This window comes from Streptomyces sp. NPDC093252, from assembly GCF_040683675.1.
Classification (GTDB): domain Bacteria; phylum Actinomycetota; class Actinomycetes; order Streptomycetales; family Streptomycetaceae; genus Streptomyces.
The window spans coordinates 153,154-176,112 of record NZ_JBFBEM010000011.1 but is presented as its reverse complement, the minus strand read 5'-3'; the positions used below and the strand labels follow the sequence as shown (position 1 = coordinate 176,112).

Annotated in this window: 21 protein-coding genes; 18 read left to right on the top strand and 3 right to left on the bottom strand. The window is 72.5% G+C overall.

What is annotated here, in order from left to right; all coding sequences use genetic code 11:
- Positions 1-42 precede the first annotated feature (42 nt).
- On the bottom strand, positions 43-1,488 hold the full coding sequence (locus AB0O01_RS23660; RefSeq protein WP_365316200.1) for a cytosine permease: 1,446 nt from the start codon (positions 1,486-1,488) through the stop codon (positions 43-45).
- A 109-nt stretch (positions 1,489-1,597) separates the two neighbouring features.
- Here AB0O01_RS23660 and ftsY point away from each other — a divergent pair, with 109 nt between their 5' ends.
- Positions 1,598-2,818 carry a signal recognition particle-docking protein FtsY gene (gene ftsY, locus AB0O01_RS23655; protein ID WP_365316198.1) on the top strand — a complete coding sequence of 407 codons (1,221 nt, stop codon included), beginning with the start codon at positions 1,598-1,600 and terminating at the stop codon, positions 2,816-2,818.
- Positions 2,819-3,532: 714 nt separating this feature from the next.
- Here the strand turns inward: ftsY and AB0O01_RS23650 are convergent.
- Positions 3,533-4,195 (bottom strand): bifunctional DNA primase/polymerase, encoded by a 663-nt coding sequence (locus AB0O01_RS23650; RefSeq protein WP_365316196.1) that lies wholly within the window; start codon positions 4,193-4,195, stop codon positions 3,533-3,535.
- Between the two features lie 447 nt (positions 4,196-4,642).
- Here AB0O01_RS23650 and AB0O01_RS23645 point away from each other — a divergent pair, with 447 nt between their 5' ends.
- The 5 genes from AB0O01_RS23645 (at position 4,643) to ffh (ending at position 12,321) form a co-directional block, all read left to right on the top strand.
- Entirely contained in the window at positions 4,643-6,118 is a 1,476-nt protein-coding gene (locus AB0O01_RS23645; RefSeq protein ID WP_365316194.1) for a hypothetical protein, read from the top strand.
- Between the two features lie 375 nt (positions 6,119-6,493).
- Positions 6,494-7,810 (top strand): ammonium transporter, encoded by a 1,317-nt coding sequence (locus AB0O01_RS23640; RefSeq protein WP_365316192.1) that lies wholly within the window; start codon positions 6,494-6,496, stop codon positions 7,808-7,810.
- Complete coding sequence (locus AB0O01_RS23635; RefSeq protein ID WP_003997576.1) at positions 7,807-8,145, top strand: P-II family nitrogen regulator; 339 nt, start codon at positions 7,807-7,809, stop codon at positions 8,143-8,145. The genes AB0O01_RS23640 and AB0O01_RS23635 overlap by 4 nt, the downstream gene beginning before the upstream one ends.
- A 57-nt stretch (positions 8,146-8,202) precedes the next feature.
- Positions 8,203-10,665 carry a [protein-PII] uridylyltransferase gene (locus AB0O01_RS23630; protein WP_365316190.1) on the top strand — a complete coding sequence of 821 codons (2,463 nt, stop codon included), beginning with the start codon at positions 8,203-8,205 and terminating at the stop codon, positions 10,663-10,665.
- Positions 10,666-10,767: 102 nt separating this feature from the next.
- Positions 10,768-12,321, top strand: a complete 1,554-nt coding sequence (ffh, locus tag AB0O01_RS23625) for a signal recognition particle protein (protein ID WP_365316187.1) — start codon at positions 10,768-10,770, stop codon at positions 12,319-12,321.
- An 89-nt stretch (positions 12,322-12,410) separates the two neighbouring features.
- Here ffh and AB0O01_RS23620 read toward each other — a convergent pair whose 3' ends face one another.
- Positions 12,411-13,250, bottom strand: a complete 840-nt coding sequence (locus tag AB0O01_RS23620) for an SAM-dependent methyltransferase (protein ID WP_365316185.1) — start codon at positions 13,248-13,250, stop codon at positions 12,411-12,413.
- 1,289 nt (positions 13,251-14,539) lie between these two features.
- Between AB0O01_RS23620 and AB0O01_RS23615 the strand changes: the two genes are divergently transcribed.
- The 12 genes from AB0O01_RS23615 (at position 14,540) to AB0O01_RS23560 (ending at position 22,848) form a co-directional block, all read left to right on the top strand.
- A complete protein-coding gene (locus AB0O01_RS23615; protein WP_365316183.1) occupies positions 14,540-15,139 on the top strand; it encodes a hypothetical protein in 600 nt (199 codons plus the stop codon).
- Positions 15,140-15,526: 387 nt separating this feature from the next.
- Positions 15,527-15,946, top strand: coding sequence for a 30S ribosomal protein S16 (gene rpsP / locus AB0O01_RS23610; RefSeq protein ID WP_365316181.1), 420 nt, complete (start codon positions 15,527-15,529; stop codon positions 15,944-15,946).
- 5 nt (positions 15,947-15,951) lie between these two features.
- Complete coding sequence (locus AB0O01_RS23605; protein ID WP_189926610.1) at positions 15,952-16,191, top strand: RNA-binding protein; 240 nt, start codon at positions 15,952-15,954, stop codon at positions 16,189-16,191.
- Between the two features lie 155 nt (positions 16,192-16,346).
- Complete coding sequence (gene rimM / locus AB0O01_RS23600; RefSeq protein ID WP_365316179.1) at positions 16,347-16,919, top strand: ribosome maturation factor RimM; 573 nt, start codon at positions 16,347-16,349, stop codon at positions 16,917-16,919.
- Positions 16,919-17,752, top strand: a complete 834-nt coding sequence (gene trmD / locus AB0O01_RS23595) for a tRNA (guanosine(37)-N1)-methyltransferase TrmD (protein ID WP_365316177.1) — start codon at positions 16,919-16,921, stop codon at positions 17,750-17,752. Before rimM ends, trmD begins: the two co-directional genes overlap by 1 nt.
- A gap of 136 nt (positions 17,753-17,888) precedes the next feature.
- Positions 17,889-18,239, top strand: coding sequence for a 50S ribosomal protein L19 (rplS, locus tag AB0O01_RS23590; protein ID WP_365316175.1), 351 nt, complete (start codon positions 17,889-17,891; stop codon positions 18,237-18,239).
- 45 nt (positions 18,240-18,284) lie between these two features.
- On the top strand, positions 18,285-19,049 hold the full coding sequence (gene lepB / locus AB0O01_RS23585; RefSeq protein ID WP_365316172.1) for a signal peptidase I: 765 nt from the start codon (positions 18,285-18,287) through the stop codon (positions 19,047-19,049).
- Positions 19,050-19,087: 38 nt separating this feature from the next.
- Positions 19,088-20,179: a signal peptidase I gene (gene lepB, locus AB0O01_RS23580; protein ID WP_365316448.1), complete on the top strand. Its 1,092-nt coding sequence runs from the start codon at positions 19,088-19,090 to the stop codon at positions 20,177-20,179.
- Positions 20,067-21,071, top strand: coding sequence for a signal peptidase I (lepB, locus tag AB0O01_RS23575; protein WP_365316171.1), 1,005 nt, complete (start codon positions 20,067-20,069; stop codon positions 21,069-21,071). Before lepB (AB0O01_RS23580) ends, lepB (AB0O01_RS23575) begins: the two co-directional genes overlap by 113 nt.
- 148 nt (positions 21,072-21,219) lie before the next feature.
- A complete protein-coding gene (gene lepB, locus AB0O01_RS23570) occupies positions 21,220-21,966 on the top strand; it encodes a signal peptidase I (RefSeq protein WP_365316169.1) in 747 nt (248 codons plus the stop codon).
- A complete protein-coding gene (locus tag AB0O01_RS23565) occupies positions 21,956-22,483 on the top strand; it encodes an NUDIX hydrolase (RefSeq protein WP_365316167.1) in 528 nt (175 codons plus the stop codon). Before lepB (AB0O01_RS23570) ends, AB0O01_RS23565 begins: the two co-directional genes overlap by 11 nt.
- Positions 22,484-22,539: 56 nt before the next feature.
- Complete coding sequence (locus tag AB0O01_RS23560; protein WP_003965949.1) at positions 22,540-22,848, top strand: DUF2469 domain-containing protein; 309 nt, start codon at positions 22,540-22,542, stop codon at positions 22,846-22,848.
- Positions 22,849-22,959 lie beyond the last annotated feature (111 nt).

Below are 22,959 nucleotides of genomic sequence, written 5' to 3'. Positions count from 1 at the left end.
GGTGAGGATGGTCCGGCGCGAGGGCGAATAGCTGACGATGCATCAGGTATCCAGAGAGGCACCACCCGCCACCGGCGGTTTCGGCAGCAGTGCGTACAGCAGGCCGGAGACGACGATGGTGGCCGCCCAGCCGAGGCCGTACGCGCCGACCGGGTTGCTGGTGGCGAAAGGGCCGGTGAACCAGTCCGACCGGGTGAACAGCAGGCCCGTGACCAGGCCCAGCGCCCAGGCGGTGACCGCGGCCGGGCCGAACCCGCCCCGGTACCAGTAGGCGCTGGTCGGGCCGGTGTCGAGCAGGGCCACGGGGTCGTAGGAGGTCCGGCGGAGCATGTCCGTGCCGAACACGCCGGCCCAGGCCGAGAAGGCGACCGCCAGCAGGGCGAGGAAGGCGGTGAAGGAGCCCAGGAAGCTGGTCGCGGCCAGCATCAGGACCGCGCCGAGGACCAGCGAGATCACGGCGTTCAGCGAGACCGCCCAGGGGCGCGGGACGCGGAAGCCCAGGGTCTGCGCGGTGAACCCGGCCGAGTACATCGACATGGAGTTGATCAGCACCATCCCGGCCAGCGCCATCAGCAGATACGGCACCGCCAGCCACAGCGGCAGGATCTCCCCCAGGAACGCCACCGGGTCCGCCGCCGACGCCAGATCCGGCGTGCCCGCCGCCATCACCGCGCCCATCAGCACCAGGGGCAGGACGACGATCCCGGCGCCGGTGACCGCATGGCGCACGATCGCCGCCGAGGACGCCGTACGCGGCAGATAGCGGGTGAAGTCGGGGGAGGTCGGGGCCCAGCTCATACCGCCCGCCGAGACCAGGCCGATGCCGGTGATCATCGCGGCGGTGGAGCCAGGCCGCCGGCCGAAGACCTCCGCCCAGTCGGTCTCCATCACCAGATGGCCCAGCACCAGCACCGAGAAGGCGCCGAAGAGACAGGCCGCCCAGGTGGTGCCCCGCTGCACCGCCCCGATCCCGAACCCGGAGATGGCGAAGGTCGCGGCGACGAACACCACCAGGGTGACCACGATCAGCGGGGTCGTCCGGCGCACCCCGAAGACGATGTCCAGCACCGCGAGCAGCGCGTACGAGCCGGTCACCGCGTTGATGGTCTCCCAGCCCCAGCGCGCCACCCAGATCAGCGAACCCGGCAGCAGATTCCCGCGCTGCCCGAACACCGCCCGCGACAGCGCCATCCCCGGCGCCCCGCCCCGCTTGCCCGCGATCCCGATCAGCCCGACCAGCCCGAACGCCAGCAGGGGCGCGGCCACACCCACGGTCAGCGCCTGCCAGAAGTTCAGCCCGTGGGTGACGGACAGGCTCGCGCCGATGGTCAGCAGCAGCACGGTGAGGTTGGCCGCGGCCCAGGTCGGGAAGAGCCCGCCGGTCCGCGCGGTGCGCTCGGTGTCCGGGACGGGTTCGATGCCCCGGGTCTCCAGGCGGTGGCGGGCGGACGCGGGCCGGGAGTGCTCCCGGTGAACGGCGGGGCGCATGAGCAGTCATCGTACGTTGGTCCAGTTATGGGCGGAAATGCCGTGATGTCGGTCGGGGAGGCCGCCGCGGGGGTTCCGGCGCGGGGCCATGGCCGATACTGGTCGGGTTATGGATACCGTCATCCTTGCCGTAGTCATCGCCGTGGTCGTGCTCGCCGCGGTCGGCGGGCTGGTCGTCGGCGGCAGGCGCCGCAGGCCGCTGCCCCCGCCGACCACCAGGCCCGACCTCACCGCCCCGCCGGCCGAGCCGCATGTCGGCGACGAGGCCGAGACCCCCCGGGACGAACCCCGCCGCACGATCGAGGAGGTGGACCTCCCCGGCGGCGCGGCCCCGCCCACCGTCGAGGAACCCCCCGCCGGGGAACTCCCGGCCGAGGAACTCCCGGCCGTCGAGATCGAGGTCCCGGAGCCCACCGCGGGCCGTCTGGTGCGGCTGCGCGCCCGGCTCTCCCGCTCCCAGAACGCGCTCGGCAAGGGCCTGCTCGCCCTGCTCTCGCGCGAGCACCTGGACGACGACACCTGGGAGGAGATCGAGGACATCCTGCTCACCGCGGATGTCGGGGTGCAGCCCACCCAGGAGCTGGTCGAACGGCTGCGCGAGCGGGTCAAGGTGCTCGGCACCCGCACCCCCGCCGAGCTGCGCACCCTGCTGCGCGAGGAACTCCTCACCCTGGTCGGCCCCGAGCTGGACCGGGCGGTGAGGACCGAGCCCGAGACCGGGAAGCCCGGCGTCGTGATGGTCGTCGGGGTCAACGGCACCGGCAAGACCACCACCACCGGCAAGCTCGCCCGGGTGCTGATCGCCGACGGGCAGACCGTGGTGCTGGGCGCCGCCGACACCTTCCGGGCCGCCGCCGCCGACCAGCTCCAGACCTGGGGCGAGCGGGTCGGCGCCTACACCGTGCGCGGACCGGAGGGCGGCGACCCCGCCTCCGTGGCGTTCGACGCGGTCAAGGAGGGCAAGGAGATGGCCGCCGATGTCGTCCTCATCGACACCGCCGGGCGGCTGCACACCAAGACCGGTCTGATGGACGAGCTGGGCAAGGTCAAGCGGGTGGTCGAGAAGCAGGCCCCGCTGGACGAGGTGCTCCTCGTGCTGGACGCCACGACCGGGCAGAACGGTCTGGTCCAGGCCCGGGTCTTCGCCGAGGTCGTCGACATCACCGGCATCGTGCTGACCAAGCTCGACGGCACCGCCAAGGGCGGCATCGTCGTGGCCGTCCAGCGGGAGCTGGGCGTCCCGGTCAAGCTGGTCGGGCTCGGCGAGGGCGCCGACGATCTGGCCCCCTTCGAGCCGGAGGCGTTCGTTGACGCCCTTATCGGGGAGTGACGTCGGCGCCACCGCGCACGCACGGACCACGAAGCGCCCGTTTCCCGGGAGGGGGAGCGGGCGCTTCGGTGTGAGCGGGGGGCTTACGGGGGTGGGGGGTGGGTTTCGGGAACGGGGTCCCCTGGGCCCGGGTTCGGGGGCGGGCCCCTGGGGGTGGGTACGGGGTGGGCCCTCGGGAGTGGGTCGGGGAGCAGGCCCTTGGGTGTGGTTTCGGGGGCGGGGCCTTGAGGGTGGGCTCGGGGGCGGGCCCCCGGCGGTGGGTTCGGGGGCGGGCGCCTGGGAGTCGGTCCGGGAGCAGGGCTCTTGGGAGTGGGTTCGCGGGTGGCCCTCTGGGGAGGGGCGGATCCTTGGGGATGGGTCCGGGAGCGGGGTCCCTTGGGAGTGGGTTCGGGAGCAGGACCCCTGGGTCCGGGTTCGGGGGCGGGCCCAGGGGAATGGGTGCGGGGTGGGCCCTCGGGAGTGGGTCGGGGAGCGGGTCCTTGGGGGTGCTCTCAGGGGGCGGGCCCCTGGGAGGTCCGGGGGCGGGGTCCAGGGAGTGGGTTTCGGGAGCGGGCCCCGGGTCCGGGGCCCGGGGCCGGGTCGGGAAGCGGGCCCCGGGGCCGGGGCCGGGGCACCAGGGCCAGGTCTGGAAGCGGGCCCCAGGCCCAGGTCCGGAAGCGGGGCCCGAGGCCAGGCGCGGGGCCCCAGGGTCAGATCCCGGGCCGGCCCCCGGCGCTACGTCCGAGAACGATGCGCCACGTACGCCAGGGTCCCCAGCAGCAGTCTGGCCGTGGGCGGGCGGGTCGCGGTGTCGAGTTCGGGGGTGCGCAGCCACTGGACCGGGCCGAGGCCGGCGCGGTCGGAGGGCGGGGCGGTGAGGTGGTCGCCGCGGCCGAGGGCGCGCAGATCGAGCCGGGGGTCGTCCCAGCCCATGCGGTAGAGCAGGGTGGGGAGTTCGTCGGCGGCGCCGGGCGCGACGAAGAACTGGGCGCGGCCGTCGGGGGTGAGGGCGACCGGCCCCAGCGGCAGCCCCATGCGCTCCAGCCGGACCAGCGCGCGGCGCCCGACCGGGTCGGCCACCTCCAGGACGTCGAACGCCCGGCCGACCGGCAGCATGACCGCGGCGCCCGGGAACCGGCCCCAGGCCGCGGTCACCTCGTCCAGGGTGGCCCCGGCGGGCACCTCGGGTGCGAAGTCCAGTGGATGTGCCCCCGGGGCGGGGCAGTCGGTACGGCCGCAGGAGCACAGGCCCTGGGCCGCTCGGGCGCCCGGCACCACGGCCCAGCCCCACAGTCCGGTGTACTCGGCCACGGCGGTGCAGTCCGAGGCCCGGCCGCGGCGGCGGGTGCCGCCCCGGATGTCGCGAATGCTCCGGCTGGTGCCGATCGTGAAGCCCATGCCTCCTCCAACGCTCCCCACATACCGGGGGTTACGAGACGAGCGCGGAACGTGACCGCCCATCGTTCCCGCTTCCCACTGCCGCCCGATCCAGGCAGCGCCTTGAAGCGCGAGGGGTGGTGCACCGAATTCCGTACGCCCCTTTGTGCATCGCTCCGTCAATTCGCGCCTGGTCTCTGTCAAGTGAATCGTGTGAAGGCGATCGGCAGTTCATTCGAAGGGGTGGCGAATGGTGGCGTTTCCGGGATCGCCATGGCTGGTCGGTGATCGTAGGATTACTTTGAGTGCGCGGCGGTCGGAGGCACATGCGTCGGTGGGTATGCCGGAGGCAAGCTGCTTCTCCGTTCGAAGGGTGAGAATCGCCGGACGCGCGGCCCGGTTGACGGGCAGTCTGATAGGGCTTGGCGCAGCAGGGCGACAGGCGGTCGGAGGAATGGGGGCGCTCCAGTGGGCGGCAACGGCGCAGGCGGGGCGAACGCCGAGAAGCGTCCCAACGAGCTGCTGAACTCCTGGTTCGTGCGCAGCGGTTGGTCCAAGGGCGAGCTGGCCCGCCAGGTCAACCGGCGGGCCCGGCAGCTCGGCGCCCACCACATCTCCACCGACACCTCCCGGGTGCGCCGCTGGCTGGACGGCGAGAACCCGCGCGAGCCGATCCCCAGAATCCTCTCCGAGCTGTTCTCCGAGCGCTTCGGCTGTGTCGTCTCCATCGAGGACCTGGGCCTGCGCACGGCCCGTCAGACCCCCTCGACCGCCGGCGTCGACCTCCCCTGGACGGCCCCGCAGACCATCGCCCTGCTCGGCGAGTACTCCCGCAGCGATCTGATGCTCGCCCGGCGCGGCTTCCTCGGCACCTCCCTCGCCCTGTCCGCCGGGCCCTCCCTGATCGAGCCCATGCAGCGCTGGCTGGTGCCCACCCCCGCCGCCCAGGTGCCCGACTCCGAGCCGTCCCCCGCCGACCGCACCCGCAACAAGCTCTCCGGGCCCGAGCTGGAGCTGCTGGAGTCCACCACGGTCATGTTCCGCCGCTGGGACGCCCAGTGCGGCGGCGGCCTGCGCCGCAAAGCCGTCGTCGGCCAGCTCCACGAGGTGACCGACCTGCTCCAGGAACCCCACCCCGCGGCCACCACCCGGCGGCTGTTCAAGGTCGCCGCCGAACTCGCCGAGCTGGCCGGCTGGATGAGCTACGACGTGGGCCTCCAGCCCACCGCCCAGAAGTACTTCGTGCTCGCGCTGCACGCCGCCAAGGAGGCCGGCGACCGCCCCCTCGGCTCGTACATCCTGTCCAGCATGAGCCGTCAGATGATCCACCTCGGACGCCCCGAGGACGCGCTCGAACTGATCCATCTCGCCCAGTACGGCAGCCGCGACTGCGCGAGCCCGCGCACCCAGTCCATGCTGTATGCGATGGAGGCCCGCGCCTACGCCACCATGGGCCAGCCCGGCAAGTGCAAACGCGCGGTCCGGATGGCCGAGGACACCTTCACCGACGCCGACGACTGGGACGAGCCCGACCCCGACTGGATCCGCTTCTTCTCCGAGGCCGAGCTGTACGGCGAGAATTCCCACTCCTTCCGCGACCTCGCCTATGTGGCCGGCCGCAGCCCCGCCTACGCCTCCCTCGCCGAACCCCTGATGCGCCGCGCCGTCGACCTCTTCGCCGTCGACGACGAGCACCAGCGGTCGTACGCGCTGAATCTGATCGGGCTGGCCAGTGTGCATCTGCTGCGCCGGGAGCCCGAGCGGAGCACGGTCCTCGCCGAGCAGGCCATGCGGGTCGCCGCCAAGGTCCGCTCCGAGCGGGTCAACACCCGTATCCGCAAGACCGTCGACACCGCCAACCGCGAGTTCGGCGATCTCGCCGAGGTCGTCGACCTCACCGGCAAACTCGCCGTCGAGCTGCCGGAGGCCGCCGAGGCCGTCTGACCCGGCGCGGGCACCGGCCCGAACCCCCCAGAGCCCCGGCCGCGGCCGGCCCTCCCGAACTGCCCGACTCGGCTCCCCCAGCCAGGTCATCGGAGGGCCGACCGCGGCCGGTTTCCGTGCGCCCGCGACGGCCGCCCGGCGGCCTCCGCGACGGCGATCGACCCAAGGTTGCGTCACCATAACGATCGCCCCGGCGGGCACCCGGCAATTCATCGACGCGTAACACGCGCGGTGCCTTCGTCACCGCCGCGAAACAACGCGGGGCCTCCACCGAAACCGCGCTGCGCCAATCTCTTGGCCCATCGACCGGCCCAGCCCTTCAGCCCGCTCAGGCTTGGCCCGCACGGGGCCGTATCCAACGACGAGGAGACGCCGATGACAGAATTGTCGGCCGCGAACACAGGTTTCATGCTCATCTGTTCCGCCCTGGTGATGCTCATGACCCCGGGCCTGGCCTTCTTCTACGGCGGCATGGTCAGGGTCAAGAGCACCCTGAACATGCTGATGATGAGCTTCATCAGCCTCGGCATCGTCACCATCCTGTGGGTGCTGTACGGCTTCTCCATCGCGTTTGGCACGGACAGCGGCGGCCTCATCGGCTGGTCGTCCGACTATGTGGGCCTCACCGGTATCGGTATCGGTGACCTGTGGGACGGCTACACCATCCCGGTCTATGTCTTCGCCGTCTTCCAGCTCATGTTCGCGATCATCACCCCCGCCCTGATCAGCGGCGCCCTCGCGGACCGGGTCAAGTTCAGCGCCTGGGCGCTGTTCATCACCCTGTGGGCCACGATCGTGTACTTCCCGGTCGCCCACTGGGTCTGGGGCGCCGGCGGCTGGGCCTTCGAGCTGGGCGTGATCGACTTCGCCGGTGGTACCGCCGTCCACATCAACGCCGGTGCCGCCGCCCTCGGTGTCATCCTCGTCATCGGCAAGCGCATCGGCTTCAAGCGCGACCCCATGCGCCCGCACAGCCTGCCGCTGGTCATGCTCGGCGCCGGTCTGCTGTGGTTCGGCTGGTTCGGCTTCAACGCCGGTTCCTGGCTCGGCAACGACGACGGCGTCGGCTCCCTGATGTTCATCAACACCCAGATCGCCACCGCCGCCGCCATGCTCGCCTGGCTGATCTACGAGAAGATCCGCCACGGTGCCTTCACCACCCTCGGTGCCGCCTCCGGCGCGGTCGCCGGTCTGGTCGCCATCACCCCGGCGGGCGGCGCGGTCGACCCGCTCGGCGCCATCGCGGTCGGCGCCATCTCCGGCCTCCTGTGCGCCATGGCCGTCGGCCTGAAGTACAAGTTCGGCTACGACGACTCCCTGGACGTCGTCGGTGTCCACCTGGTCGGCGGTATCGCCGGGTCGCTGCTCATCGGCTTCTTCGCCAGCGGCGAGGGCCAGTCCGACGTGGCCGGGCTGTTCTACGGCGGTGGCCTCGACCAGTTCTGGAAGCAGTGCGCCGGTGTCTTCGCGGTCCTCGCCTACTCCCTGGTGGTCTCCGCGCTCCTCGCCTTCGTCCTCGACAAGACGATCGGCATGCGGGTGAGCGAGGATGACGAGGTCGGGGGCATCGACCAGGTCGAACACGCCGAGACCGCATACGACTTCAGCGGTGCCGGCGGCGGAGCCGTCCGTACGACCGCCACCGCCGCCGCCCCGGCGGACCAGGCCGCATCCAAGAAGGTGGACGCATGAAGCTCATCACGGCAGTCGTCAAGCCGCACCGGCTGGACGAGATCAAGGAGGCCCTCCAGGCGTTCGGAGTGCACGGCCTGACCGTCACCGAGGCCAGCGGCTACGGCCGCCAGCGCGGCCACACCGAGGTCTACCGGGGCGCCGAGTACACCGTCGACCTGGTGCCGAAGATCCGGATCGAGGTCCTCGCCGAGGACGATGACGCCGAACAGCTCATCGACGTCATCGTCAAGGCCGCCCGGACCGGCAAGATCGGAGACGGCAAGGTCTGGTCGCTGCCCGTCGAGACGGCCGTCCGGGTCCGCACCGGAGAGCGCGGGCCGGACGCGCTCTGACCGGCAGGGCCCCGACCGACCGGGCCCTGGACAGACAGAAAGAACAGGAGTCGCCGGGTGACGAGTACGGATGTACGGCACGAAGCAGAGGACTCGGGACCCGGCGGCTACGCGGCGGCCCGGCTGCGCCTCCTCACCGAGGGGGTGCGGTCCGGGCCGCCGCGCCGTTCCGCCCTCTCCGCGCTGACGGACACCTGGCTCGCCGGGCTCTTCGGCGCCGCCGCCGGAACCCTGCGCGGGGTGTCCCTGATCGCCGTCGGCGGCTACGGCCGCGGCGAACTCTCCCCGAGATCCGATCTCGACCTGGTCCTGCTGCACGACGGCTCCGACCCCGCCGCGGTCGCCGCCCTCGCCGACAGCGTCTGGTACCCGGTCTGGGACCTCGGCATCGCCCTCGACCACTCCGTGCGCACCCCCGCCGAGGCCCGCAAGACCGCCGCCGAGGACCTCAAGGTCCAGCTCGGCCTGCTCGACGCCCGCCATCTCGCCGGAGACCTCGGCCTCACCGCCGCCCTGCGCACCACCGTCCTCGCCGACTGGCGCAACCAGGCACCCAAGCGCCTCCCCGAACTCCAGGAGCTGTGCGCCGACCGCGCCGCCCGCCAGGGCGAACTGCAATACCTCCTCGAACCCGACCTCAAGGAGGCCCGCGGCGGCCTGCGCGACGCCACCACCCTGCGCGCGGTCGCCGCCTCCTGGCTCGCCGACGCCCCCCGCGAGGGCCTGGACGACGCCCGGCGCCGCCTCCTGGACGTCCGCGACGCCCTCCACCTCGCCACCGGCCGCGCCACCGACCGCCTCGCCCTCCAGGAACAGGACCAGGTCGCCGCCGAACTCGGCCTCCTCGACGCCGACACCCTGCTCCGCCAGGTCTACGAGGCCGCCCGGGTCATCTCCTACGCCAGCGATGTCACCTGGCGCGAAGTGGGCCGCGTCCTGCGCTCCCGGGCCGGACGGCCCCGGCTGCGGACCCTGCTGGGCGGCGGCCCCAAGCCGGTCGCCGAGCGCTCCCCGCTCGCCGAGGGCGTCGTCGAGCAGGACGGCGAGGTGGTCCTCGCCCGCGCCGCCCGCCCCGAACGCGACCCCGTGCTGCCGCTGCGCGCCGCCGCTGCCGCCGCCCAGGCCGGCCTCCCGCTCTCCCTGCACGCCGTCCGGCGCATGGCCGCCACCACGCGCCCGCTGCCCACGCCCTGGCCCGCCGAGGCCCGCGAGCAGCTCGTCACCCTGCTCGGCTCCGGCCGCCCCACCGTCGAGGTCTGGGAGGCGCTGGAGGCCGAGGGCCTCATCACCCGCCTGCTGCCCGACTGGGAGCGGGTGCGCTGCCGCCCGCAGCGCAACGCCGTCCACATCTGGACCGTCGACCGGCACCTCATCGAGACCGCCGTCCGCGCCTCCGAGTTCACCCGCCGGGTCAGCCGCCCCGATCTGCTGCTGGTCGCCGCCCTGCTGCACGACATCGGCAAGGGCTGGCCCGGCGACCACTCGGTGGCCGGCGAGATCATCGCCAAGGACGTCGCCGCCCGCATCGGCTTCGACCGCGACGACGTCACCGTCCTGGCCACCCTGGTCCGCCACCATCTGCTGCTCATCGACACCGCCACCCGGCGCGACCTGGAGGACCCGGCCACCGTACGGGCGGTCGCCGAGGCCGTCGGCGACCGGGGCACCCTGGAGCTGCTGCACGCCCTCACCGAGGCCGACGCCCTCGCCACCGGCCCCGCCGCCTGGTCGACCTGGCGCGGCTCCCTGGTCGCCGACCTCGTCAAGCGGGTCTCGGCGGTACTCGCCGGGGAGGTCGCCGAAGACGCCCCGGACACCGGCGCCGCGCCCACCGCCGAGCAGGAACGGCTCGCGATCGAGTCGGTGGCCACCGGCGGCCCCGTCCTCGCCCTGCGCGCCCAGACCGAACCCCCGGTGGATCCGGCGGAGGCGCCCGCCGGAGACCCCGAGCCGCTCGGCGTCGAACTCGTCATCGCCGTCCCCGACCAGCCCGGGGTGCTGCCCGCCGTCGCCGGGGTGCTCTCCCTGCACCGGCTCACCGTCCGCACCGCCGAGCTGCGCACCCTGGAACTGCCGGACGGCGTCGAGGGCTCGGTGCTGCTGCTGGACTGGCGGGTCGCCGCCCAGTACGGCTCGCTGCCGCAGGCCGCCCGGCTCCGCGCCGACCTGGTCCGGGCGCTGGACGGCTCCCTGGACATCGCCGGCCGTCTCGCCGAGCGCGACGCCGCCTACCCGCGCCGCCGGGGGGTGCTCGCCCCGCCGCCCCGGGTGACCGTCGCCCCGGCCGCCTCCCGGCACGCCACCGTCATCGAGGTCCGCGCCCAGGACGCCCCCGGTCTGCTGTTCCGGATCGGCGCCGCCCTGGAGAAGGCGGGGGTCCGGGTGCGCAGCGCCCACGCCTCCACGCTGGGCTCGAACGCGGTGGACGCCTTCTACGTGACCTCGGGGACGGGACTGCCGCTCTTGGGCGAGGAGGCCACCACGGTGGCCAGGGCCCTGGAGGAGACCCTGCGGGGCTGACGCCGGGGCGGGCCGGGGCGACCGTCCCGCCCTCCGGTGGACCCGGGATACCCTGGAGGGCGATTCCACCGCCAGCCCCCGACCGCGAGGACCGACGCCGCCGTGTTCGATACTCTCTCCGATCGCCTCTCAGCAACCTTCAAGAACCTGCGGGGCAAGGGGCGCCTCAGCGAGGCGGACATCGACGCCACGGCGCGGGAGATCCGGATCGCGCTCCTGGAAGCGGACGTGGCCCTCCCGGTCGTCCGTACGTTCATCAAGAACGTCAAGGAGCGGGCGCTCGGGGCCGATGTCTCCAAGGCGCTGAACCCCGCCCAGCAGGTCCTGAAGATCGTCAACGACGAGCTGGTGCAGATCCTCGGCGGCGAGACCCGGCGGCTCCGCTTCGCCAAGCAGCCGCCGACGGTCATCATGCTGGCCGGTCTCCAGGGCGCCGGCAAGACCACCCTCGCGGGCAAGCTCGGCAAGTGGCTCAAGGAGCAGGGGCACTCCCCGCTGCTGGTCGCCTGCGACCTCCAGCGGCCCAACGCGGTCAACCAGCTCAGCGTGGTCGCCGAGCGCGCCGGTGTCGCCGTCTACGCCCCCGAGCCGGGCAACGGCGTCGGCGACCCGGTGAAGGTCGCCAAGGACTCCATCGAGTACGCCAAGAGCCGCGTCCACGACATCGTGGTCGTCGACACCGCCGGCCGCCTCGGCATCGACCAGGAGATGATGCGGCAGGCCGCGGACATCCGCGACGCCGTCTCCCCGGACGAGATCCTCTTCGTCGTCGACGCGATGATCGGCCAGGACGCGGTCAACACCGCCGAGTCGTTCCGCGACGGCGTCGGCTTCGACGGTGTGGTGCTCTCCAAGCTCGACGGCGACGCCCGCGGCGGCGCGGCGCTGTCCATCCGCCAGATCACCGGCAAGCCGATCATGTTCGCGTCGAACGGCGAGAAGCTGGACGACTTCGACGCGTTCCACCCGGACCGGATGGCCTCCCGGATCCTCGACATGGGTGACCTGCTCACCCTGATCGAGCAGGCCGAGAAGACGTTCGACCAGGCCGAAGCCCAGAAGATGGCCGAGAAGCTGGCCTCCAAGAAGGGCCAGGACTTCACCCTCGACGACTTCCTGGCCCAGATGGAGCAGGTCAGGAAGATGGGCTCCATCTCCAAGCTGCTCGGCATGCTCCCCGGCATGGGCCAGATCAAGGACCAGATCAACAACCTGGACGAACGGGACGTCGACCGCACGGCGGCCATCATCAAGTCGATGACCCCGGCCGAGCGCCAGGAACCGACGATCATCAACGGCTCCCGCCGCGCCCGGATCGCCAAGGGCTCCGGGGTCGAGGTCAGCGCGGTGAAGAACCTGGTGGAGCGGTTCTTCGAGGCCCGCAAGATGATGAGCCGGATGGCCCAGGGCGGCGGGATGCCCGGGATGCCGGGCGTACCGGGCATGGGCGGCGGTCCCGGCCGGACGAAGAAGAAGCAGAAGGTGGCCAAGGGCAAGCAGCGCTCCGGCAACCCGATGAAGCGCAAGCAGCAGGAGCAGGAGGCCGCCGCCCGCCGCGAGGCCGCCGCACAGGCCGGGGGCGCGTTCGGGCTGCCGGGGCAGCAGGCGGGGCAGGACTTCGAACTGCCGGACGAGTTCAAGAAGTTCATGGGCTGAGCCGCCCGGCGGAGCCGGATCGGTACGTTCGGATCGGTACGTTCATCGGGGGCGCTCTTCGCCGGGGCGCCCCCGATGCCGTAGGGGCCTCAGTGCACCCGGGCGATCAGATAGCGAAAGACGTTCGGCATCCACACCGTGCCGTCCGGCCGCCGGTACGGGTGCAGTGCCTCGGTGAGTTCCTTGTCGACCCGCTCCCGCCCCGCCGCCGCGACGGCGGTGTCCAGGAACCCGGTGCAGTGCAGCCCGCGCAGGGCACTGGCGAGGTCGGCGTACCCGAACGGGCAGGCGACCCGGCCGGAACCGTCGGGGCGCAGACCCACCCGCGCGGCCACCTCCTCCAGATCGTCCCGGTGCGCGGGCCGCCAGCCGCCGCCGTCCGTCGGCTCCGTCGCCCTGCGCGCGGTCCGCAGCACCGCGCCCGTCGCACACCGCTCCGGCGGCCCCCACCCGGCCAGCACCACCGGCGTCCCGCGCGGGACCACCGCCCGCGCCGCGCCGAGGGCGTCCGCCAGCCGCTCACCGTCCCCCGCCAGGCACCCGACCGGCTCGAACGCGGTCACCAGGGTGTACGGCTCAGCGACGCGCGGCACGGCCTCCAGCAGCCGGGCGGCGGTCCGCGTACGGGGGTCCCAGGGGCGCGGGAGCAGGCGCTCGCGCGCGAGGGCCAGGCGTTCGGGGAAGGCCGCTTCCACCCCGGTGACGGCGGCGCCCCGGGAGGCCGCGGTGAGCAGGGCCAGCCCGCTGCCGCAGCCGAGGCCGAGCAGCCGGGTGGCGGGTCCCACGTCCAGTCGCTCGTAGACGGCCTCGTGGAGCGGGACCAGCATCCGCTCCTGGATCTCCGACCAGTCACGCGCGCGTGCGCCGAGGTCCACGCGGAGGACCGGGCCGGTGTGAGGCGGGTGCTGCCGCACGAGCGTGGAAGTCATCTATTGCGCCCCATTTCGCCATTGGTTGGCTCGCTGACTCGCTGCTGAAACGTTGCTGCCGCGCTGTTCGCCGATGGACCGGTGGGTGGTGACGGGCGGAGGAGGAGCGGGGCCGCCGGGCAGGGCCGCTCCGCGGGGGTCCCGGTACGGGGGCATACGGGTGCACCCGATACGGGCCCTGCGAGGCGCGTTCCGTATCGCTCCCGTAAGCCAGGTAACTCCGGGCGCGCGACGGCGTCCAGGGGTCGCGGGCCCCCGCTTGCCCCGGACCCGGCCACGTGGCGAGATTTCACGTCCCGGAAACCTGGGGCGTAGTCGGCCCGTCATCCACCCGGCGACCGGCCGGAACGCGCCGGGCGGCCGGGTGCGCGGAGCCGGGGTCCGTTCCGGCCGGGGTACGGCCGAGTTCGGCCGAGGCGGGCGGGGCGCGGCACCCCGCGCGGGACGGCTGTAGCGATCCGGGGGACCCGTACCCGACGAGTGCGGGACGGTGCCCCGCGCGCGGGAGCGCTGGCGCAGCGACAGCCGACGGCGCAACCGCGACGGGCGTCGGCACCCCGCGCGCGCGGGGGCGCCGGACGGGGGCGCACTGACACTCACGGGACGAGGTTCGGCACCTCGCGCGCGGGAGCGCCGGTCCGGGACGACCATGTCGTCCGGCGCGCGGAGGCCGGCACCCCGCGTGCACGGGAGCCCCCGAAGGAACTGCCCCCGGCGACCGACGCGACGATGCGGCACCCCGCAGGCACGGGAGCCCCCGGCGTGAGGACGTGACGCACAGGGAGGGGAAACGGGACGGCGCTCCCGCGCGCGGGAGGGCCGGGCGGTCCGGGAGCAGCAGGCTGTCGCAGACGAAGGACGGCCCCCCCCGCGCGGAACGCCTGTGGCGATCCCGGCGACCCGTACCCGACGTATGTGGACGGGGCGCCCCACGCGCGGGAGGCCCGTAGTGGCTCCGGCTCCTTCCGGACCCGGCGGGCGGTGTCATGGGGGGGGGATGCCGGACGCGATAACGTCGGGGCGTCATGGGCACCGGCCGGGACGGGCTCCGCGCGCCGGACAGGTGGGCCGAAACACCCCTTGCGCATCGCGCCGCCCGGGAAACCCCCCGCCTACACGCGCCTCCGTAGCGCGGACTACGCACCGGCTTGGTACGGACTGCGAGGCTTCTCCGCAGATCAGCGCACCCGTACTCGTCGGGACGCATCAGCGGCAACTGACGGGTACGTGCAAATTATTTGGGATGCCCGGAATAGGAACACAGCGCAACCCCGGCTCGTTGTCATTACGTGAGCACGACACCACCTGTTCTCGCCGCAGAGCTGGCGCAGGCGTGGGCCGACATTCAGCGGTACCACCCCGAGCTGCCCGATCTTGCCGCGCCCGAGTCCCTGATCGGAGAGTCCTCGTCCGCCTGCGGGCATGAGCTCTCCTTCGAGCGACTGCTCCATGAGGCAGTCCATGGCATCGCCGCCGCGCGCGGCGTTCGCGACACATCCCGCGCCGGTCGGTACCACAACCGCAGATTCCTCGCGATCGCCGAGGAAATGGGTCTGGACCACCCCGAGGAGCCCCATCCCAGCAGCGGATTCTCCCTGGTCACGCTGAATCCCGAGGCCAAGCGCCGGTACCGCTCGACCATCGAGCGGCTCCAGCGCGCGCTGAAGGCGCACACCGTGGCGACCGCCTCCGACACCACCCGTTCGTTCCGCGGCCCGGCCGCCCGGCACGGCTCGTCCGGCGGCGGGGTGCGGGTCAAGGCGGTGTGCGACTGCGGGCGCAATGTGCGCGTGGTCCCCTCCGTCCTGGCCCAGGCGCCGATCATGTGCGGCGGCTGCGGGAAGCCGTTCCGGATCCCCGAGGTGGTGGGCGCGGGCGCGGCGGGCTAGCTCCCGGCATTTCGTGGATGCCGGGCGCCTGCCGCCGTGTACCGCACCCCCGAGGGGCCGCGAGGGACATCCGACCCGTGCGGGTCGCCCCCGCGCCCCGGCGGGTTCCGGTGCTCCCCGCCGCCCCGCGCGGCCGGGGGCGGGCGCCGGGTGCCGTCCAGCGCCCGGCGCCCCTCAGGCGTGCCCCGAGGCAGGCCCCGGCGGCCCCGCTCCGGGCTCCGGTCGGACCGGCCGGAGCCGTGTGGCACAATGGCTAGCTGTACTCGACAGCCGCACAGGACCCCTCTCTCCTCCGGCTGACGCGTCCATCGGGCACTCGGGTACCGCAACCCCACGCGGCATCTCTCGCCGTGCCCAACCACGTCAAATCCAGGAGAACCCACTCCCGTGGCAGTCAAGATCAAGCTGAAGCGTCTGGGCAAGATCCGTTCGCCTCACTACCGCATCGTCGTCGCCGACTCCCGCACCCGCCGTGACGGCCGTGCGATCGAGGAGATCGGCAAGTACCACCCGACGTACAACCCGTCGGTGATGGAGGTCGACGCCGACCGTGTCGCCTACTGGCTCGGTGTCGGCGCCCAGCCGACCGAGCCCGTGCTCGCCATCCTGAAGAAGACCGGCGACTGGCAGAAGTTCAAGGGCGAGCCCGCCCCGGCGCCGCTGCTGGTCGCCGAGCCCAAGGCCACCCGCCCCTCGTTCGAGGCGCTCGGCGGCGAGGACGAGGGCAAGGGTGAGGCGATCACCCAGAAGAAGAAGGCGGAGAAGAAGGACGAGGCCGCCGCCGAGTCCGAGTCGGCCGGGGCCTGAGCAGCATGCTCGAAGAGGCGCTTGAGCACCTCGTGAAGGGCATCGTCGACAACCCCGACGATGTGCAGGTCGCCTCGCGCAACCTGCGCCGCGGGCGCGTGCTGGAGGTCCGGGTCCACCCCGACGACCTCGGCAAGGTGATCGGCCGCAACGGCCGCACCGCGCGCGCCCTGCGCACCGTCGTGGGCGCCATCGGCGGACGCGGTGTCCGGGTCGACCTCGTCGACGTGGACCACATCCGCTGACGTCAGTGGGCTGACGCCGGGTTCGCTGAGTTCGCCGAAGAAACACCGGCTCGGGCCGGGGAGGGCCGTACGGGCCTCCCCGGCCCGTCGTCGTGGAGCGGGTGGACCAAGCGGGTGGAACAGCAGTCCAGGAACGTGACAGGAGATCCAGCACCGTGCAGCTCGTAGTCGCCCGGATCGGCCGCGCCCATGGCATCAAGGGCGAGGTCACCGTGGAGGTCCGCACCGACGAACCGGAGCTGCGGCTCGCGCCCGGTGCCGTTCTGGCCACCGACCCGGCCGCCACCGGACCGCTCACCATCGAGACCGGCCGGGTGCACAGCGGCCGGCTGCTGCTGCGCTTCGAGGGCGTCCGCGACCGCACCGGCGCCGAGGCCCTGCGCAACACCCTGCTCATCGCCGAGATCGACCCGGAGCAGCTCCCCGAGGACGAGGACGAGTACTACGACCACCAGCTCATGGACCTGGACGTGGTCACCGTCGACGGGACCGCGGTCGGCCGGATCACCGAGATCTCCCATCTGCCGTCCCAGGACCTGTTCATCGTGGAGCGCCCGGACGGCACGGAGGTGATGATCCCCTTCGTCGCGGAGATCGTCACCGAGATCGACCTGGAGGAGCAGCGGGCCGTGATCGACCCGCCGCCGGGGCTGATCGACGACCGCGCTGAGACCGCCTCCGGCCGCGAGGACGAGCGGGACGGCGAGCAGGACGGCGGCGACGCCTGATGCGGCTCGACGTCGTCACGATCTTCCCCGAGTACCTCGACCCGCTGAACGTCTCCCTGGTCGGCAAGGCCCGCGCGCGGGGGCGCCTCGACGTCCGGGTGCACGATCTGCGGACCTGGACCCACGACCGCCACAACACCGTCGACGACACGCCCTACGGCGGCGGTCCCGGCATGGTGATGAAGACCGAGCCCTGGGGCGACGCCCTGGACACGGTCCTCGCCGACGGCTACGAGACCGGCTCGGGCGCGCCCGCGCTGATCGTCCCCACCCCCAGTGGCCGCCCCTTCACCCAGGAACTCGCCGTCGAACTCTCCGCCCGCCCCTGGCTGATCTTCACCCCGGCCCGCTACGAGGGCATCGACCGGCGGGTCGTCGACGAGTACGCGACCCGGATGCCCGTCTACGAGGTGTCCATCGGCGACTACGTCCTGGCCGGCGGGGAGGCCGCCGTACTCGTCGTCACGGAGGCCGTGGCGCGGCTGCTGCCCGGGGTGCTGGGCAACGCCGAGTCGCACCGGGACGACTCCTTCGCGCCCGGCGCCATGGCGAACCTGCTGGAGGGGCCCGTCTACACCAAGCCGCCCGAGTGGCGCGGCCGGGACATCCCCGAGGTGCTGCTCAGCGGGCACCACGGGAGGATCGCCCGCTGGCGGCGGGACGAGGCCCTGCGCCGGACCACGGCCCACCGCCCCGATCTGATCGAGCGCTGCGACCCGGGGACGTTCGACAAGAAGGACCGCGAGATGCTCTCCATCCTGGGCTGGTCACCCGACCCGGAGGGCGGATCCCACGGCCGATTTTGGCGCAGGACCGAGGGCGTGGAAGAATAGGCGGCTGTTGTGCGCCCGTCCGGCGTGCGCCCCTGCCGCAGGGGGACACGACGCCCGCCCCGACCCGCACGGCCTCCTGAGGAAAACCCTAGTTTCCGTTGATGACCTGTGGCATCAGCGAGGAAAGCAGACGAACATGTCCCACCTGCTCGACTCCGTCGACTCCGCGTCGCTGCGCAGCGACGTCCCCGCCTTCCGTCCGGGCGACACGGTCAACGTGCACGTCCGCGTCATCGAGGGCAACCGCTCCCGTGTGCAGCAGTTCAAGGGCGTCGTGATCCGCCGCCAGGGCTCGGGCGTGCGCGAGACCTTCACGGTCCGCAAGGTCTCCTTCTCCGTCGGCGTCGAGCGCACCTTCCCGGTGCACACCCCGATCGTGGAGAAGATCGAGCTGGTCACCCGTGGTGACGTCCGTCGCGCCAAGCTGTACTACCTGCGGGATCTGCGCGGCAAGGCCGCCAAGATCAAGGAGAAGCGCGACAACTGAGCGCGCCGAGGCGTCCACGGCCGGGCCGGATAGCATCTGGCCCCGATGGACACCGAAGCACAGCACACGGAGCGCGACCGCTCCTCCCGCCCCTCCGAGCCAGGGTTCACCACCCCGGACACCGAGGGACCGGAGGGACGGTCGCGTTTCGCGTTGCCCACCCGCCGGCGCCGGACCCCCGCCGCCGAGGACGAAGGCGTCCACACCGGTCTGTCGTACTGGCTCCCCGGCGGCCGGATCAGCCTCACCCTGCTGATCTGTCTGCTGTTCCTGCTGCTCCTGAACACTTTCGTGGTGCGGCCGTTCGAAATCCCCAGTGGATCCATGACACCGGAATTGAGGATCGGCGACCGCGTTCTCGTAAACAAGGTGGCGTACCGTTTCGGTGCCGGGCCGGAGCGCGGGGACATCGTCGTGTTCGACGGCACGGAGTACTTCGGGGACGCGGACTACATCAAGCGCGTCGTGGGCGTGGGCGGGGACCGCGTGGTCTGCTGCGACACGGAGGGGAGGATCGAGGTGAACGGCCGGCCGGTCGACGAGTCCGGGTTCCTGCACCCCGGTGACAGTGCCTCCTCGGTGCCCTTCGACGTGGTCGTGCCCGGCGGACGGCTGTTCCTCCTCGGCGACCACCGCAGCGCCTCCAGCGACTCCCGGGACCGGCTGGGCTCGCCCGGCGGCGGCATGGTGCCCGTGGACCGGGTCATCGGCCGGGCCGACTGGATCGCCTGGCCCGCCGCGCGCTGGACCCGGATCACCCGCCCCGACGCCTACGCGGACGTACCCGCGCCGGACGGTGCCCATGGGTGACGACGCCTACGCGGATCCACCCGCGCCGGGCGGTGCCCATGGGTAACCGCGGCAAACCGCGCGGGGCGTCCGGCGGTCCCGCCGACCATCTGCTGCCCACCGGCACCCGCCGCACCGCCGCCCCCGGCGCCGGACGGACCCGCGCGGAGCGGCGCAGGCTCCAGCGCAAGGTCAAGCGGCGCCGCCGCCGCTCGGCGATCAAGGAGATCCCGCTCCTCGCGGGGGTCGCCGTACTGATCGCCCTGGTGCTGAAGACGTTCCTGGTGCAGGCGTTCGTGATCCCGTCCGGCTCCATGGAGCAGACCATCCAGGTCGGCGACCGGGTGCTGGTGGACAAGCTCACGCCCTGGTTCGGCTCCCGGCCCGCGCGCGGGGACGTGGTGGTGTTCAAGGACCCCGGTGGCTGGCTCCAGGAGGAGCAGGCCGCCCAACCGGAGGACGACCCGATCGTCGTCAAGCAGGTCAAGGACGCCCTCACCTTCATCGGGCTGCTGCCCTCGGACGACGACAAGGACCTCATCAAGCGGGTCGTCGGGGTCGGCGGCGACCGGGTGCGGTGCTGCGACGCCCAGGGCCGGGTGACGGTCAACGGCGTCCCCCTCGCCGAGGGCGACTATCTGTATCCCGGGAACGCACCCTCCGAAACCCAGTTCGACATCACCGTCCCCGAGGGGCGGCTGTGGGTGATGGGCGACCACCGCTCGAACTCCGCCGACTCCCGCGCCCACCAGGACACCGACCACGGCGGCACCGTCTCCGAGGACGAGGTGGTGGGCCGTGCCATGGTCATTGCCTGGCCCTTCAACCACTGGTCGGCCCTGGACGAACCGAAAACGTACGCATCCTTGACCAACTCGGTGCCCGGGGCGACCGCCGCTCCACCGCTGTCGCATAGGGTTGCCTTCTACGATCCGAAAGCAATCCAGCTCCCGACCCCTGCGGAACTCCCGCTCGTTATGGGAGTGGTGGGCCTGCGCCGCGCATGGGGCAGGCGGCGGCACAGAGTGAGGAGTTGGCGTGGGGGATGTGGCGGTTGGCGCACGGTCCGGACACGACGGCGAGGAGCACCGCGGACATCCCGTGGAAGCGTCCGCCCAGGCCGACAGCGGCGCCGTGACCTCCGGGAATGAGGACGGCGCGGGCGCCCGGCAGCAGCCGCCCGGCCCCGCGGGCCCGGAGGGCCCCGCCGGACCCCCGGCCGGCGACCGGGAGGCGGACGGGACACCCCCGGCGCCCCGCAAGCCCCGTTCGTTCTGGAAGGAACTGCCGATCCTGATCGGTATCGCGCTGGTGCTGGCGCTGCTGATCAAGACCTTCCTGGTGCAGGCGTTCTCGATCCCCTCCGACTCGATGCAGAACACCCTCCAGCGGGGTGACCGGGTGCTGGTGGACAAGCTCACCCCCTGGTTCGGCTCCGAGCCGGAGCGCGGCGAGGTCATCGTCTTCCACGACCCGGACAACTGGCTGGCCGGCGAGCCGACCGCCGATCCGAACGCCCTCCAGACCTTCCTGAGCTGGATCGGCCTGATGCCGTCCGCCGAGGAGAAGGACCTCATCAAGCGGGTCATCGGCGTCGGCGGCGACACCGTCTCGTGCCAGGGCACCGGCCCGGTCATGGTCAACGGCAAGGCGCTCGACGAGCCCTATGTGTACCCGGGCAACACCCCGTGCAGCATGGACGACCAGGGCGGCCAGTTCTCGGTGACGGTCCCCGACGGCTTCGTCTGGGTGATGGGCGACCACCGCCAGAACTCCCGCGACTCGCGCTACAACACCGCCGACAAGCACAAGGGCATGGTGCCGGTGGACGAGGTCGTCGGCCGGGCCATCGTCAAGGCGTGGCCCATCAACCGCTGGGGCACCCTGCCGGTTCCGGACACCTTCGACCAGCCGAACCTCGGCGACCCGGCGCCCAGCGCCGCCGCGGGCCTGACGGCCGCGCCCGGCGCGCTGGCGCTCACCGGGGTGGTGCCGGTGGTGTGGTGGCAGCGCCGCAGGCACACGCCGGAGCCGACCCGCTGACCCGGACGCCGCGCACCGAGCCGACCGGCTGACGCGAACACCGCGCACCTGAGCTGTGCGGACGGGGCCCTCGTGAGCGTACGGGGGCCCCGTCGGCGTGTCCGGGACGGGCTGACCGGGGCCGGTACCGCGGGTAGGGTGCGGGTCCATGGGTGGCGAGAGCACGACAGGTACGGCCCCGGGAGCGGGCGGGCGGACCGGGCAGGTGCTGTCCGGGCTGGCCGTGGCGCTGGGGCTGGTGCTGTTCCTCGGCGGGTTCGGCTGGGCGGCGGTGGTGTACCGGCCGTACACCGTGCCCACGGGGTCGATGGCGCCGACCATCGGCGTCGGGGACCGGGTGCTCGCGGAGCGGGTCGACGGCGCCCAGGTACGGCGGGGCGATGTCGTGGTGTTCAAGGACGCCACCTGGGCGGACGCGCCGGTGCTCAAGCGGGTCGTGGCGGTGGGCGGGGACACGGTGGCCTGCTGCACCGACGGCAGGCTCACCGTGAACGGTACGGAGATCGAGGAACCGTATCTGCCCGACGACGGGCCCGCGGGGGCGGCGGACTTCCCGACCGTGACCGTGCCCGAGGGACGGCTGTTCCTGCTCGGCGACGAACGGCACAGCTCGCTGGACTCCACGGCCCATCTGACGGACGCGGCGAGCGGCACGGTGGCCCGGGACGCGGTCACCGCGCGGGTGGACGCCGTCGTCTGGCCCGTGGACGGGATGCTGGAGCGGCCGTCCGGGTTCGCGGCACTGGGCGCGCTGTCGGATCCCGGGCCGCTGCGGACGATCGTGATCCTGGCCGTGGGCGGGGCGGTGCTGGTGCTGGCGGGGGCGGCGTACGGGCCGGTGGCGAAACGGGTGGCGGGACGGTCGTCCTGGGCGGGGGCCGCGCGTGTCGGGTGAGGCTGCCGAGGACACCTACCGGGGCGGACTGCGCCGGGTCGCGCGGGTCGTGCTGCTGGATCCGCAGGACCGGATCCTGCTGCTGCACGGCCATGAGCCGGACGATCCCGGCGACGACTGGTGGTTCACCCCGGGCGGGGGTGTGGAGGGCGACGAGACCCGGGAGCGGGCCGCGCTGCGGGAACTCGCCGAGGAGACCGGGATCACGGAGGTCGAGCTGGGGCCGGTGCTGTGGCGGCGCCGGTGCTCCTTCCCGTTCGCCGGGCGGCGCTGGGACCAGGACGAGTGGTACTACCTGGCACGGACCGAGCGGGCCCTGGCACCGGCCGGGCGGGAGGGGCTCGCCCTCACCGAGCTGGAGCGGCGCAGTGTGGCGGGAGCGAGGTGGTGGACGTGTCAGGAACTGACCCGCTCCCATGAGACGGTGTACCCGACCAGACTCGCCGGGCTGCTGCGCAGACTGCTCGACGAAGGGCCCCCGCCCAGCCCCGAGATCCTTGACACGGAAATCGTCTAGAGGCTCCCGTGACTGGCGCACAATGGTGGGATCGCACGGCTGAAGGGGAACATGCCATGAGCGCCGAGGACCTCGAAAAGTACGAGACCGAGATGGAGCTGAAGCTCTACCGGGAGTACCGCGATGTCGTCGGTCTGTTCAAATACGTGATCGAGACCGAGCGGCGTTTCTATCTCACCAATGACTACGAGATGCAGGTGCACTCGGTCCAGGGTGAGGTGTTCTTCGAGGTGTCGATGGCGGATGCCTGGGTGTGGGACATGTACCGGCCGGCCCGGTTCGTGAAGCAGGTCCGGGTGCTCACGTTCAAGGACGTGAACATTGAGGAGCTGAACAAGAGCGATCTGGAGCTGCCGGGCGGGTGAGGCCGGGGTGGACTCGTGACGTCGGTGAGGTGGGTGTCCCTCGTGTGGGTGACGGAGATATCCACAACCGGCCGGTAACACACCAAGATCCACTTCTTGGGTGGCGGTGCG